The sequence below is a fragment of the Enterobacter wuhouensis genome (genome assembly GCF_004331265.1).
Taxonomy (GTDB): domain Bacteria; phylum Pseudomonadota; class Gammaproteobacteria; order Enterobacterales; family Enterobacteriaceae; genus Enterobacter; species Enterobacter wuhouensis.
The window spans coordinates 1-12,693 of the sequence record NZ_SJOO01000013.1; the positions used below are offsets into that span (position 1 = coordinate 1).

General features: G+C 52.7%; 13 protein-coding genes. 7 read left to right on the forward strand and 6 right to left on the reverse strand.

What is annotated here, in order from left to right:
• Positions 1-50 precede the first annotated feature (50 nt).
• Together mobB and mobA are read right to left on the reverse strand one after the other, a co-directional pair.
• Positions 51-554 (reverse strand): molybdopterin-guanine dinucleotide biosynthesis protein MobB, encoded by a 504-nt coding sequence (gene mobB, locus E0L20_RS20560; protein ID WP_131635573.1) that lies wholly within the window; start codon positions 552-554, stop codon positions 51-53.
• Positions 551-1,135, reverse strand: a complete 585-nt coding sequence (mobA, locus tag E0L20_RS20565; protein ID WP_131635574.1) for a molybdenum cofactor guanylyltransferase MobA — start codon at positions 1,133-1,135, stop codon at positions 551-553. The genes mobB and mobA overlap by 4 nt, the downstream gene beginning before the upstream one ends.
• 68 nt (positions 1,136-1,203) lie before the next feature.
• On the opposite strand from mobA, the gene E0L20_RS20570 reads away from it, so the two are divergent.
• From E0L20_RS20570 to dsbA, 3 genes are all read left to right on the forward strand, one after another.
• Complete coding sequence (locus tag E0L20_RS20570) at positions 1,204-1,473, forward strand: YihD family protein (RefSeq protein ID WP_010436801.1); 270 nt, start codon at positions 1,204-1,206, stop codon at positions 1,471-1,473.
• Positions 1,474-1,548: 75 nt separating this feature from the next.
• On the forward strand, positions 1,549-2,535 hold the full coding sequence (locus tag E0L20_RS20575) for a serine/threonine protein kinase (RefSeq protein ID WP_131635575.1): 987 nt from the start codon (positions 1,549-1,551) through the stop codon (positions 2,533-2,535).
• Between the two features lie 27 nt (positions 2,536-2,562).
• A complete protein-coding gene (gene dsbA, locus E0L20_RS20580) occupies positions 2,563-3,186 on the forward strand; it encodes a thiol:disulfide interchange protein DsbA (RefSeq protein ID WP_131635576.1) in 624 nt (207 codons plus the stop codon).
• A 23-nt stretch (positions 3,187-3,209) separates the two neighbouring features.
• On the opposite strand, the gene E0L20_RS20585 is transcribed toward dsbA, so the two are convergent.
• Entirely contained in the window at positions 3,210-4,118 is a 909-nt protein-coding gene (locus tag E0L20_RS20585) for a 1-acylglycerol-3-phosphate O-acyltransferase, YihG family (RefSeq protein WP_131635658.1), read from the reverse strand.
• Between the two features lie 440 nt (positions 4,119-4,558).
• Here E0L20_RS20585 and polA point away from each other — a divergent pair, with 440 nt between their 5' ends.
• Positions 4,559-7,354 carry a DNA polymerase I gene (polA, locus tag E0L20_RS20590; RefSeq protein WP_131635577.1) on the forward strand — a complete coding sequence of 932 codons (2,796 nt, stop codon included), beginning with the start codon at positions 4,559-4,561 and terminating at the stop codon, positions 7,352-7,354.
• Positions 7,355-7,520: 166 nt separating this feature from the next.
• Complete coding sequence (gene spfP / locus E0L20_RS24335; protein WP_071892919.1) at positions 7,521-7,568, forward strand: small protein SpfP; 48 nt, start codon at positions 7,521-7,523, stop codon at positions 7,566-7,568.
• 98 nt (positions 7,569-7,666) lie between these two features.
• On the opposite strand, the gene yihA is transcribed toward spfP, so the two are convergent.
• Positions 7,667-8,296 carry a ribosome biogenesis GTP-binding protein YihA/YsxC gene (yihA, locus tag E0L20_RS20595; protein WP_131635578.1) on the reverse strand — a complete coding sequence of 210 codons (630 nt, stop codon included), beginning with the start codon at positions 8,294-8,296 and terminating at the stop codon, positions 7,667-7,669.
• 579 nt (positions 8,297-8,875) lie between these two features.
• On the opposite strand from yihA, the gene yihI reads away from it, so the two are divergent.
• Together yihI and hemN are read left to right on the forward strand one after the other, a co-directional pair.
• Positions 8,876-9,391: a Der GTPase-activating protein YihI gene (gene yihI, locus E0L20_RS20600; RefSeq protein WP_131635579.1), complete on the forward strand. Its 516-nt coding sequence runs from the start codon at positions 8,876-8,878 to the stop codon at positions 9,389-9,391.
• Positions 9,392-9,579: 188 nt separating this feature from the next.
• Positions 9,580-10,953, forward strand: coding sequence for an oxygen-independent coproporphyrinogen III oxidase (hemN, locus tag E0L20_RS20610; protein WP_131635581.1), 1,374 nt, complete (start codon positions 9,580-9,582; stop codon positions 10,951-10,953).
• Between the two features lie 100 nt (positions 10,954-11,053).
• Here hemN and E0L20_RS20615 read toward each other — a convergent pair whose 3' ends face one another.
• Both E0L20_RS20615 and glnG read right to left on the reverse strand, forming a co-directional pair.
• A complete protein-coding gene (locus tag E0L20_RS20615) occupies positions 11,054-11,164 on the reverse strand; it encodes a YshB family small membrane protein (protein WP_125358805.1) in 111 nt (36 codons plus the stop codon).
• Positions 11,165-11,274: 110 nt separating this feature from the next.
• Positions 11,275-12,687 carry a nitrogen regulation protein NR(I) gene (gene glnG, locus E0L20_RS20620; RefSeq protein WP_131635582.1) on the reverse strand — a complete coding sequence of 471 codons (1,413 nt, stop codon included), beginning with the start codon at positions 12,685-12,687 and terminating at the stop codon, positions 11,275-11,277.
• Positions 12,688-12,693: the final 6 nt, after the last annotated feature.

Genomic DNA, 12,693 nt, shown 5'->3' on the forward strand with positions numbered 1-12,693 from the left:
ATAGACCAAAAAAAGGTAGGCCGGGTAAGGCAACGCCGCCACCCGGCAAGTCAGACTGCACTCCACCTCACAATAAACTCCACAATCCCTTCAACATCATTCAAATCCAACACCGGAACTTCAAGCCCCAATACAACATCACTGGCCACCGCAATCACATGCTCATCCAGCGTTAGCTCCTGAACATCATGCCCTGCATCGCTTCGAAACAGCAGGATCTTTGCAACGGCCTCATGCTTAAACCCCTCAACCAGCACCAGATCCAGCGTGGAATGATCCATTCTGCTGACCAGATAAGCGAGATCCAGCGGCGCCTCAACCGGGGTTTCAGTCATCAACGCCCAGCGTTGACGGCTTGCCACCATCGTCTGTGCCGCGCCCGCTTTGCGCAGCTCATAGCTGTCTTTTCCCGGCTTATCGACATCCATATTATGGTGCGTATGCTTAATCAATCCGGGACGAATGCCCCTGGCGCAAAGCGCTGGTATCAGTTTTTTCAGCAACGTAGTTTTACCTGTACCACTCCAGGCAGAAATAGCTAAAACGGGTATCATCGTTTCTCCTGCATTGCCTGCAAATCTTCTGTCGTATTCATGTTCACGAATGCAGGCTTCAGGTCGCTGAAGTCCACCGGATGACCGCCTGCCTGCCGCATAAACACCATCACCCTTCGCTCCCCTGCAGCCAGATAATCCTGCAAGTCAGGAACTAACGATCTATGAATCAATGCAATAGTAGGATGGTCTCGTTCGCCGTCATGCACCCAGACTACGGGAGAATTACCACGCTGCTGTACCAGACGTTCTACCAGGCAATCCGGAATATACGGCGTATCACACGAACAAAAGACAAACCACTCTCCCTGTGACTGCTGCATCACCGAAAGCATGCCAGCCAGCGGCCCCGGATAATCCGCGAGGTTATCCTGATAAACGGGAAACCCGCTGCGCTGGTAGATATCGACATGGCGGTTAGCGCTCAGCGCCAGTGCCGACACCTGATCGACAAGCGTATCAGCGACGTGCCGCCATAATGGCTTACCGTTAAGGAGCTGAAGCCCTTTATCTTCCCCTCCCATGCGCGTCGCTCTGCCACCGGCCAGCACGACGCCGATGATTTCCTGGCACTGATTCACGAATATCGCCTCTTTTATTGTGGGTTTGACCCTGCTAACGTGTCACTCTAAATGAAAGGAGCACCACCATGAAATGTAAACGTCTGAATGAAGTCATTGAACTCCTCCAGCCAGCCTGGCAAAAAGAGCCAGAGCTGAACCTAATGCAATTTTTACAGAAACTGGCGAAAGAGTCAGGTTTTGACGGTGAACTGACGGACCTTTCTGACGACATCCTGATCTATCACCTCAAAATGCGTGATTCTGCCAAAGATGCTGTTATTCCTGGTATTCAGAAAGATTATGAGGAAGATTTTAAAACCGCATTGCTGCGCGCGCGCGGGGTAATTAAAGAGTAAAAGCTTGTAAGCGGAGCCACCGAAATCGCCACAAGATGATATCCTGAATCATTCGTATAATTTCCGGATGATCGGATGAACGACCAGGCTTTTACTTTCCAGACATTACACCCGGATACCATTATGGACGCCCTCTTCGAGCAGGGTATTCGGGTGGAATCTGGGTTAACCCCTTTAAACAGCTACGAAAACCGCGTCTATCAATTTCAGGACGAGGACCGTCAGCGCTTTGTTGTTAAGTTCTATCGTCCAAAACGCTGGTCTGCAGAACAAATTCAGGAAGAGCATCAGTTTACCCACGATATGCTGGATGACGACGTTCCCGTTGCTGCACCCCTGAAATTTAATAACCAAACGCTGCTAACGCACGAAGGGTTTTACTACGCTGTATTTCCAAGCCTGGGCGGCCGTCAGTTTGAGGCGGATAATATCGATCAGATGGAATGGGTTGCCCGCTATCTGGGACGCATTCATCAGACGGGACGTAAAAAGCCATTTATCGCCCGGCCCACTATCGGTATCGAGGAATATCTTATCGAACCCCGTAAGGTATTCGAAACCTCGACGCTAATCCCCAATGGATTAAAGGATAATTTCCTCAACGCGACCGATAAACTTATTGACGCGGTTAAAGCTTGCTGGCGCGATGATATTTCCACTCTGCGCCTGCACGGTGATTGCCATGCGGGAAATATCCTCTGGCGTGATGGCCCGCTGTTTGTCGATCTTGATGATGCGCGAATGGGACCTGCTGTTCAGGATCTCTGGATGCTGCTCAACGGCGACAAAGCCGAACAACGTATGCAGCTTGAAACCATCATTGAAGCGTATGAAGAATTCAGCCCCTTTAATTCAGACGAAATTGCCTTGATAGAACCTTTACGTGCGATGCGTTTTGTTTATTATCTCGCGTGGCTTATCAGGCGTTGGGACGATCCCGCATTCCCTCGAAATTTCCCGTGGCTCACCGGGGAGGATTACTGGCGCAGCCAGATATCCACATTTACCGAGCAGGTTAAGGTTCTGCAAGAACCCCCTTTGCAAATAACGCCGATGTATTAATTAGACACATCCAGGAGAGAGTTGATCATGAAAAAAATTTGGCTGGCGCTGGCAGGTATGATTCTGGCATTTAGCGCTTCTGCTGCACAGTTTACCGACGGTAAACAGTTCACCACGCTGGAAAAGCCGGTTGCCGGTGAGCCACAGGTTCTGGAGTTCTTCTCGTTCTACTGCCCGCACTGCTATCAATTCGAGGAAGTGCTGCACGTTTCGGATAGCGTGAAGAAAAAGCTGCCAGAAGGCACCAAAATGACCAAGTATCACGTTGAGTTCCTGGGCCCATTGGGTAAAGACCTGACTCAGGCGTGGGCGGTTGCTATGGCGCTGGGTGTGGAAGATAAAGTCACTGCCCCAATGTTTGAAGCCGTACAGAAAACCCAGACCGTTCAAACTACGGCTGATATCCGTAAAGTGTTCGTGGATGCGGGCGTGAAAGGTGAAGAGTACGACGCAGCCTGGAACAGCTTTGTGGTGAAATCCCTGGTTGCCCAGCAGGAAAAAGCGGCAGCTGACCTGCAGCTGCAGGGTGTGCCAGCCATGTTTGTTAACGGAAAATATCAGCTGAACATGCAGGGCATGGATACCAGCAGCATGGATATCTTCGTACAGCAGTATGCAGACACCGTGAAATATCTGGTTGAAAAGAAATAAGATTATTGATGTAAAAGCGCCGGTCACTGACCGGCGTTTTTGTATGAAGCTTTAATGTTGTCTATCTGCTCGTCTTTCTCGTTCCAGAGCGTATTAAGCCACTGCTGGAAACGACGTTTGAAATTCTTATCGTTAACGTAATCACCGTGCAGCCCGGCATCAATCGGGACCAAATCGACACGCACAACAATGCGCGTCAGTTTGCCGCTGAGCATATCGTAGAACGGCGTCTTGTCGTTTTCCGGATAGCAGAGCGTAACGTTCAGTAATTTATCGAACTGCTCGCCCAGAACGTTAAGCGCCATTGCTATGCCTGCCGCCTTAGGTGGCAGTAAGTTCTTGTAGGGCGAACGCGTCTGTTGGCGCTTCTCTTCCGTAAAGCGGGAGCCTTCTACAAAGTTAACAATAGTCGTCGGATGCGCGCGAAATTTCTCGCAGGAGCGGCGAGTGGTCTCCACATCTTTACCGCGATGTTCGGGATGACGAAGTAAATAGCTGCGTGAATAGCGTTTCATAAACGGCATATCCAGCGCCCAGCAGGCAAGGCCGATAAAAGGTACCCATGCCAGCTGCTGCTTAAGGAAGTATTTATTCATCGGAATGTGCTTGCGGAACAGCACGCATAACACCACGATATCAGCCCAGCTGTGATGATTGCAGATCAGGAGATACCAGTTCTTTTTATCGAGCCTTTCCAGTCCCTGGACGTCCCACTTTAAATGCGGATTCAGATACAGCAGGATCGCCAGGCCTTCGCACCAGCAGTACATCATCAAATTGCAAAATGCAGACACGGCTCGCCAGACCCGGGGTACAGGCAGCAAGAGTTTAATTATTCCGGCGAGGATGATTGGCACAGAACAGGCGATAGTCACCAGAATAGTTAAAATAATGCTGAGCACTAATGTTATTGCAGCGAGCAATCTCGACATGATGAGCTTTTTCAAGTGGTTAGATAAAGAGGTGCAGCCGGTCATCCGGTGCAGGGCGCTGATTTTATCAGAAAACAGACAAAAAAATGGTGCTTTAAGGCTGTAGGCAATGGGCTTTGACCTCTGTACAGCAGATTTATCTATGGAGGCAAGGTTGATGAGGCTTATATCCACATAGACTAAATTGCCATCAGTAAGCCATATAGACAAAAATACCATCACTAATTAACTGATAATTAAGCGTTAATTAATTTTATGTAGAACGTTTTAGCGTTTGTTATTCATATGAATTGAAAGTATACACAAAGTTATCCACAGAACGGTTTTTGCGAGCGATCCTCACGATCGCAAAATCTTTTCCTGTTTCCGGCCCTAATAACTGATGTTTTCATCCTTCTGTGGCATCCTTTACCCATAAATTGATTAAAGGCACGGACATTATGGTTCAGATCCCAGAAAACCCTCTTATTCTCGTCGATGGCTCTTCTTACCTGTATCGGGCGTATCATGCGTTTCCTCCTCTGACCAATAGCGCAGGAGAACCGACCGGCGCAATGTACGGCGTGCTGAATATGCTGCGCAGCCTGATCCTCCAGTATCAGCCCACCCATGCGGCGGTCGTCTTTGATGCGAAGGGCAAAACCTTCCGCGACGAACTGTTTGAGCATTACAAATCTCACCGCCCGCCAATGCCGGACGATCTGCGCGCGCAGATTGAGCCGCTGCATACCATGGTGAAAGCGATGGGTCTGCCTCTGCTGGCCGTCTCTGGCGTTGAGGCCGATGACGTGATCGGCACGCTGGCGCGTGAAGCTGAAAAAATGGGCCGCCCGGTACTGATCAGCACCGGCGATAAAGATATGGCTCAGCTGGTGACGCCTGGGATCACCCTGATTAACACCATGACCAACACCATTCTGGGGCCGGAAGAGGTCGTCGCGAAATATGGCGTGCCGCCAGAGCTGATTATCGATTTTCTGGCCCTGATGGGTGACTCCTCGGACAACATTCCAGGCGTGCCGGGCGTGGGTGAAAAAACCGCGCAGGCGCTGCTGCAGGGTTTGGGCGGTCTGGATACGCTGTATTCGCAGTCCGACAAAATCGCCGGCCTGACATTCCGTGGCGCAAAAACTATGGCCGCGAAACTGGAAGACAACAAAGAGGTGGCTTATCTCTCCTATAAGCTCGCTACCATCAAAACGGACGTTGAGCTTGAACTGGGCTGTGAACAGCTTGAAGTGCAGCAACCTTCCGCTGACGATCTGCTGAGCCTGTTTAAGCAATATGAATTCAAGCGCTGGATCGTTGATGTAGAAGGCGGTAAGTGGCTACAGGCAAAAGGCGCCAAGCCTGCTTCGAAGCCAAAAGAGACCATTGTCGTTGATGCTGAAGAGCTGGCGGAAGAAGAAGAAGCCGTAACCCTCTCCTTCGACAAGTACGAAACCATCCTAGAAGAGTCGCAGCTGGTCGCCTGGATTGAAAAACTGAAAAAAGCGCCGGTGTTTGCCTTCGATACGGAAACCGACAGCCTCGATAACATCTCAGCCAACATGGTGGGCCTGTCGTTTGCGACAGAGCCAGGCGTTGCGGCCTACGTGCCTGTTGCGCACGATTACCTGGATGCGCCGGATCAGATCTCCCGCGAGCGCGTGCTTGAACTGATGAAGCCAATTCTTGAAGATGACAAGGTACTGAAGGTCGGGCAAAACCTGAAATATGACCGCGGCATTCTGCAAAACTACGGCATTGAACTGCGCGGGATTGCCTTCGACACCATGCTTGAATCCTACATTCTGGACAGCGTGGCGGGTCGTCATGATATGGACTCCCTCTCTGACCGCTGGCTGAAGCACAAAACTATCACCTTTGAAGAGATCGCTGGCAAAGGTAAAAATCAGCTCACCTTTAACCAGATTGCGCTGGAAGAGGCGGGTCGCTACGCGGCAGAAGACGCCGACGTGACGCTGCAGCTTCACCTGAAGATGTGGCCAAAACTGCAGAAGCATGAAGGCCCGCTGAACGTGTTCCAGCATATTGAAATGCCGCTGGTACCGGTGCTTTCGCGGATTGAACGCAACGGCGTTAAGATTGACCCAACCGTTCTGCATAACCACTCTGGAGAGCTTGCACAGCGTCTGACCGAGCTTGAGCAAAAGGCCCACGAGCTTGCGGGCGAGCCGTTTAACCTGTCATCTCCTAAACAGCTACAGACCATCCTGTTTGAAAAGCAGGGCATCAAGCCGCTGAAGAAAACCCCTGGCGGCGCGCCGTCTACCTCTGAAGAGGTGCTTGAAGAGCTGGCGCTGGACTATCCGCTGCCAAAAGTCATTCTTCAGTATCGCGGTCTGGCGAAGCTTAAATCGACCTATACCGATAAGCTGCCGCTGATGATCAACCCGAAAACGGGCCGCGTGCATACCTCTTATCACCAGGCCGTTGCGGCGACCGGGCGACTCTCGTCGACCGATCCTAACCTGCAGAACATCCCGGTGCGTAACGAAGAGGGGCGTCGCATCCGTCAGGCGTTCATCGCACCAGATGACTATCTGATTGTCTCTGCGGACTACTCGCAAATTGAGCTGCGCATTATGGCGCACCTGTCGCGCGATAAGGGCTTACTGACCGCGTTTGCCGAAGGTAAGGATATCCACCGGGCGACGGCTGCTGAGGTGTTCGGCCTGCCGCTGGACAGCGTAACTAACGAACAGCGCCGCAGTGCGAAAGCGATCAACTTTGGTCTGATTTACGGCATGAGCGCCTTTGGCCTTTCCCGCCAGCTCAACATTCCGCGTAAAGAATCCCAAAAGTATATGGATCTCTACTTCGAGCGTTATCCGGGCGTGCTGGAGTACATGGAGCGCACGCGTGCCCAGGCGAAAGAAAAAGGTTACGTTAAAACCCTGGACGGTCGTCGTCTGTATCTGCCGGACATCAAATCCAGCAATGCGGCGCGTCGCGCAGGTGCAGAACGTGCCGCAATCAACGCCCCAATGCAGGGCACCGCAGCGGACATCATCAAGCGCGCAATGATTGCCGTAGATGCCTGGCTGGAAAAAGAGAAACCGCGCGTGAAAATGATCATGCAGGTGCACGATGAACTGGTGTTCGAAGTGCACAAGGACGATCTGGAAAACGTGTCTCAGAAGATCCACGAGCTGATGGAAAGCAGCATGACGCTGGATGTGCCGTTGCTGGTGGAAGTGGGTAGCGGTGAAAACTGGGATCAGGCTCACTAAGGGTTTATCGAATAACGCGCGTTTTACGTAAGTTAGCAACATAACAGCGCGCGTTTTGTGACGATCATTAGAATTCCCTATGTAAAGAATGAAAAAAAACTACAAAAAGTGCTTTTTCTACAGATAAAAAAGGGGTAGAGTTAACGACGTAGGGTACAGAGGTAAGATGTTCTATCTTTCAGACCTTTTACTTCACGTAATCGGATTTGGCTGAATATTTTAGCCGCCCCAGTCAGTAATGACTGGGGCGTTTTTTATTGCGGCAAAGAAAATGTCAGGCAAAAAAAAGCGCGGACATCGCCGCGCTCGTTATTACTCTTCTTCCGCTTCCGTGGCGGGTTCCAGCTCGTTGAACCAACTGTCTAGCTTCTGACGCAGCTTATCCACGCCCTGTTTTTTCAGCGATGAGAACGGCTCAACCTGCACGTCACCATTGAACGCCAGTACGGCTTCGCGAACCATATTCACCTGAGCTTTACGCGCGCCGCTTGCCAGCTTATCGGCTTTGGTCAGCAAGACCAGCACGGCGATATCGCTCTCTACGGCCCAGTCGATCATCTGCTGATCGAGATCTTTCAGCGGATGGCGAATATCCATCAGCACCACCAGGCCTTTCAGGCACTGGCGTTTTTCGAGGTATTCACCCAGCGCACGCTGCCATTTGATCTTCATCTCTTCCGGGACCTGCGCATAGCCGTAGCCCGGTAGGTCGACCAATCGCTTGCCGTCAGCCACTTCAAACAGGTTGATCAGCTGAGTACGGCCAGGTGTTTTTGAGGTACGCGCCAGGCTCTTCTGATTGGTCAGCGTATTTAGCGCGCTAGATTTCCCCGCATTGGAGCGGCCAGCGAATGCCACTTCAATACCTGTATCAGAAGGCAGGTGGCGAATATCAGGCGCACTGGTGACAAAATGCGTCTGTTGGTAGTTCCAGGTAGTCACGTGGTCGTCTCCAAAAATCGTAATCTGTGGGGGATTATACCCGAATGCGGACAAAAGACTTTGCTCATTGCAATTTGCGTGTAGGTAAAAACCCTGTTGTTTGTAGGAGATCTGCCATTAAAACTATGGGAGATTTAAGAGAAATCGCAGGTGTTTAAAAATGCAAAACATTAAATATCAGAGAGTTAATATTGGGTAATTATCTGAAAATCCGTTTTTGTACTCCTTCGTTGCTTGTTAGTTTAACGGAACAAGGTAAAGTGTGCGTCAAGGCGAGGATGCCAACAGGATAACGACTTAAGGACAAGGGTCAGGAACGCCAGGAGGCGAAGACTCAGGATTGTCAGGACGACGAGCGCCTGGAGGCGTTTTAACAGGAAAAGGAACCGTATCACGGACGGTATTAGCCAAGGGATAAACAGGGTTTGTTGTTGGCAAACATGGAATGTCTGGCCCGCTAAGGGTTGTGAGTCAGGAAAAAAGGCGACAGATTGCTCTGTCGCCTTTTTTCTTTGCTTGCTTTCTGCTAGATTTCGCCGCAATTCTATACTGAATAAAACGGCTTAAAGATAAAACATCATGAAAAAACCGACCACCGCAGCGGGCGCGAAACGCCCAGCAAAAGCACGCCGCAAAACGCGCGAAGAACTGAACCAGGAAGCGCGCGATCGCAAACGCGATAAAAAGCATCGTGGCCATGCGGCGGGTAGCCGTGCAAGCGGCAGCGGTGCAGCAGGCGCTTCTGCAAATGGTAAGGCGCAGAAAGATCCCCGTATCGGCAGTAAAACTCCCATTCCACTGGGCGTGACAGACACCCCGGTCACTAAGCAGCACAAACCAAAGAGCGAGAAACCTATGCTTTCACCGCAGGCTGAGCTGGATTTGCTGGAGAACGATGAGCGCCTGGACGCGCTGCTGGAACGTCTTGAAGAGGGTGAAACCCTGACCACTGAAGAGCAGTCATGGGTGGATGCCAAACTGGACCGTATCGATGAGCTGATGCAGAAGCTGGGCCTGTCTTACGATGATGAAGAAGACGAAGAAGAAGAAGAAAAGCAGGAAGATATGATGCGTCTTCTGAAGGGTGGAAACTAACATTTGCACCCGGCAGGTACGATAGTCCTGCTTATAACCCTTCCGGTTATATGTTATCTGGTGTGGTTATTCGTTAAACTACGGCGGTTGTCGCGGCGACAGAAGTGGCTGCGCACCCGAATGATGCCCCCCAACGGGGCCAGAACGGGCCGCCGTATGCGAACGCGACACCAACGGAAGGAGTGAGCATGTCAGCACCAACTATCGACTGGGATTTGGCCCTAATCCAGAAATATAACTATTCCGGGCCGCGTTATACCTCTTACCCCACCGCGCTGGAGTTCTCCGATACTTTCGGCGAGGCGGAATTTCAGCAGGCTGTCGCGCGCTATCCCGAGCGTCCGCTGTCGCTCTACGTCCATATTCCGTTCTGCCACAAGCTTTGCTACTTCTGCGGCTGCAATAAAATTGTTACCCGCCAGCAGCATAAAGCCGATCAGTACCTTGATGCGTTCGAACAAGAAATTCTGCATCGCGCGCCGCTGTTTGCCGGTCGTCACGTCAGCCAGCTTCACTGGGGCGGCGGTACGCCAACCTATCTGAATAAAACGCAAATCACCCGCCTGATGACGCTGCTGCGCAGCAACTTCAATTTTGATGAAGATGCCGAAATCTCGATTGAAGTGGATCCGCGTGAAATCGAGCTGGATGTACTGGATCACTTACGCGCAGAGGGGTTCAACCGCCTGAGCATGGGCGTGCAGGACTTCAACAAAGAGGTGCAGCGCCTGGTGAACCGCGAGCAGGACGAAGAATTTATCTTTGCCTTACTCAACCACGCGCGTGACATCGGCTTTACCTCAACCAATATCGACCTGATTTACGGCCTGCCGAAGCAGACGCCGGAGAGCTTTGCCTTCACGCTAAAACGCGTGGCCGAGCTCAATCCGGACCGCCTGAGCGTCTTTAACTACGCGCATCTGCCGACGCTGTTTGCCGCTCAGCGCAAAATCAAAGATGCCGACCTGCCGTCAGCCCAGCAAAAGCTGGATATCCTGCAGGAAACCATCACCTCGCTGACCGACGCCGGCTATCAGTTTATCGGGATGGACCACTTTGCCCGTCCGGACGACGAGCTGGCGATTGCCCAGCGTGAAGGCATTCTGCACCGCAATTTCCAGGGCTACACCACGCAGGGCGATACCGATCTGCTGGGAATGGGCGTCTCCGCCATCAGCATGATCGGCGACTGCTACGCGCAGAACCAGAAAGAGCTGAAGCTTTACTATCAGCAGGTCGATGAAACCGGCAACGCCCTGTGGCGCGGTATCGCATTAACCCGTGATGACTGCATCAGACGCGACGTCATAAAGGCGCTGATCTGCAACTTCCGTCTCGACTTCCGCGACGTGGAAGCGCAGTGGGATCTGACGTTCAGTGATTATTTCGCCGAAGACCTGAAGCTCATTGCACCGCTGGCGAAAGATGGGCTGGTGGATGCGTCGGAGAGTGCGATTGAGGTTACGCCGAAAGGGCGCCTGTTGATTCGTAATATCTGCATGTGCTTTGACGCGTACCTGCGTCAGAAAGCCCGTATGCAGCAGTTCTCGCGGGTGATTTAAGCTGCAATGCTGGGTGGCGGCTTCGCCTTACCCAGCCTACAAAAGTGCGAAATGTAGGCCGGGTAAGCGAAGCGCCACCCGGCTTTTCTTCACCTTCTAGCTAGCTAAACAGCCCCACCAGCGCCGCACACAGCACTGCGGCAACGGCTGTTTGTGGCGTATGGCTTTCAGCTGCTCCGCTAGAGAGCAAATTGACTAATGATTCCAGCATGATGATCCCCCCAAATTTCCGGGCACGATCATACAAAACTCATCGGAACAGTAAAGCGCAAAATAACGGCAATTTACGCTCAAATAATCATCTTTACACAGCGGTAAAGATCACTCCATTCCCAGCTCTTTCAGCTTGCGCGTCAGGGTATTTCGGCCCCATCCCAGCAGGCGAGCGGCCTCCTGTTTATGGCCCTGCGTATGACGAAGCGCGGTGGTCAGCAGCGTGCGCTCCATCTCAGGCTGAGCCTCAGACAGCAGGTTTTGATGACCGGAACGCAGCGCGCGATCGGCCCACTGCGCCAGCAGCGTCGCCCAGCTGTCCGGCAGCGCGTGTCCGGTGCTGCTTTCAGGGACAGTGGCTTCAAAAAGCTCCGCCGGTAAATCCTGAATCAGCACTTCCTGCCCGGCGGCCATCACGGTCAGCCAGCGACAGGTGTTCTCCAGCTGGCGCACGTTGCCCGGCCAGGCCAGGCGGGTGAGGGCGGCGTCGGTTTCCGGATGCAGCAGCTTCGCTTCAACGCCCAGCTCGCGGGCAGCCACCTGCAGGAAGTGACGCGCGAGGCGCGGAATGTCTTCACGACGCTCGCGCAGCGGCGGCAGGTGAACGCGGATCACGTTCAGGCGGTGGAATAAATCCTCGCGGAATTTACCCTCCTGCACGCGCAGCTCCAGGTTCTGGTGCGTCGCCGCGATAATGCGCACGTCGACCTTCACCGGCGCATAGCCGCCCACGCGGTAAAACTGCCCGTCGGCCAGCACGCGCAGCAGGCGCGTCTGAACGTCCAGCGGCATATCGCCGATTTCATCCAGGAAAAGCGTGCCGCCATCGGCCTGCTCAAAGCGACCCTGACGAATGGTATTCGCGCCGGTAAACGCCCCTTTTTCATGGCCGAACAGCTCGGACTCAATCAAATCCTTCGGGATCGCCGCCATGTTTAGCGCGATAAAAGGCGCTTTTGCCCGCGGGCTATGGCGATGCAGCGCGTGGGCAACAAGCTCTTTACCGGTTCCCGATTCGCCGTTAATCAATACGCTGATGGACGAACGTGAAAGACGTCCGATGATGCGAAACACATCCTGCATCGCAGGCGCTTCGCCAATGATGTCCGTCGTGGGGCCAAAATCGGGCGCATTACGAGGCTGTTGTTGTTCCTGGTAGTGGCTGATGGCGCGTTCGACCAGCGCAACCGCCTCGTCGATATCAAACGGCTTTGGCAGGTAATCAAACGCCCCTTGCTGGTAAGCGCTTACGGCGGCATCCAGATCGGAGTGCGCCGTCATTATGATGACCGGAAGCATAGGATGGCGTTGTTTGATCTGCTTTAACAGCGCCAGCCCGTCCATTCCCGGCATGCGAATATCGGACAGCAGAACGTCCGGCGTTTTGGTCGTCAGTGCATCAAGCACCTCGCTGCCGCTCTCAAACGTCGTGCAGGTCAATCCCGCTCCGGTGAGCGCGCGTTCAAGCACCCAACGGATGGAGCTATCGTCATCGACTACCCAGACTATCCCTCGTTGCATAAACGT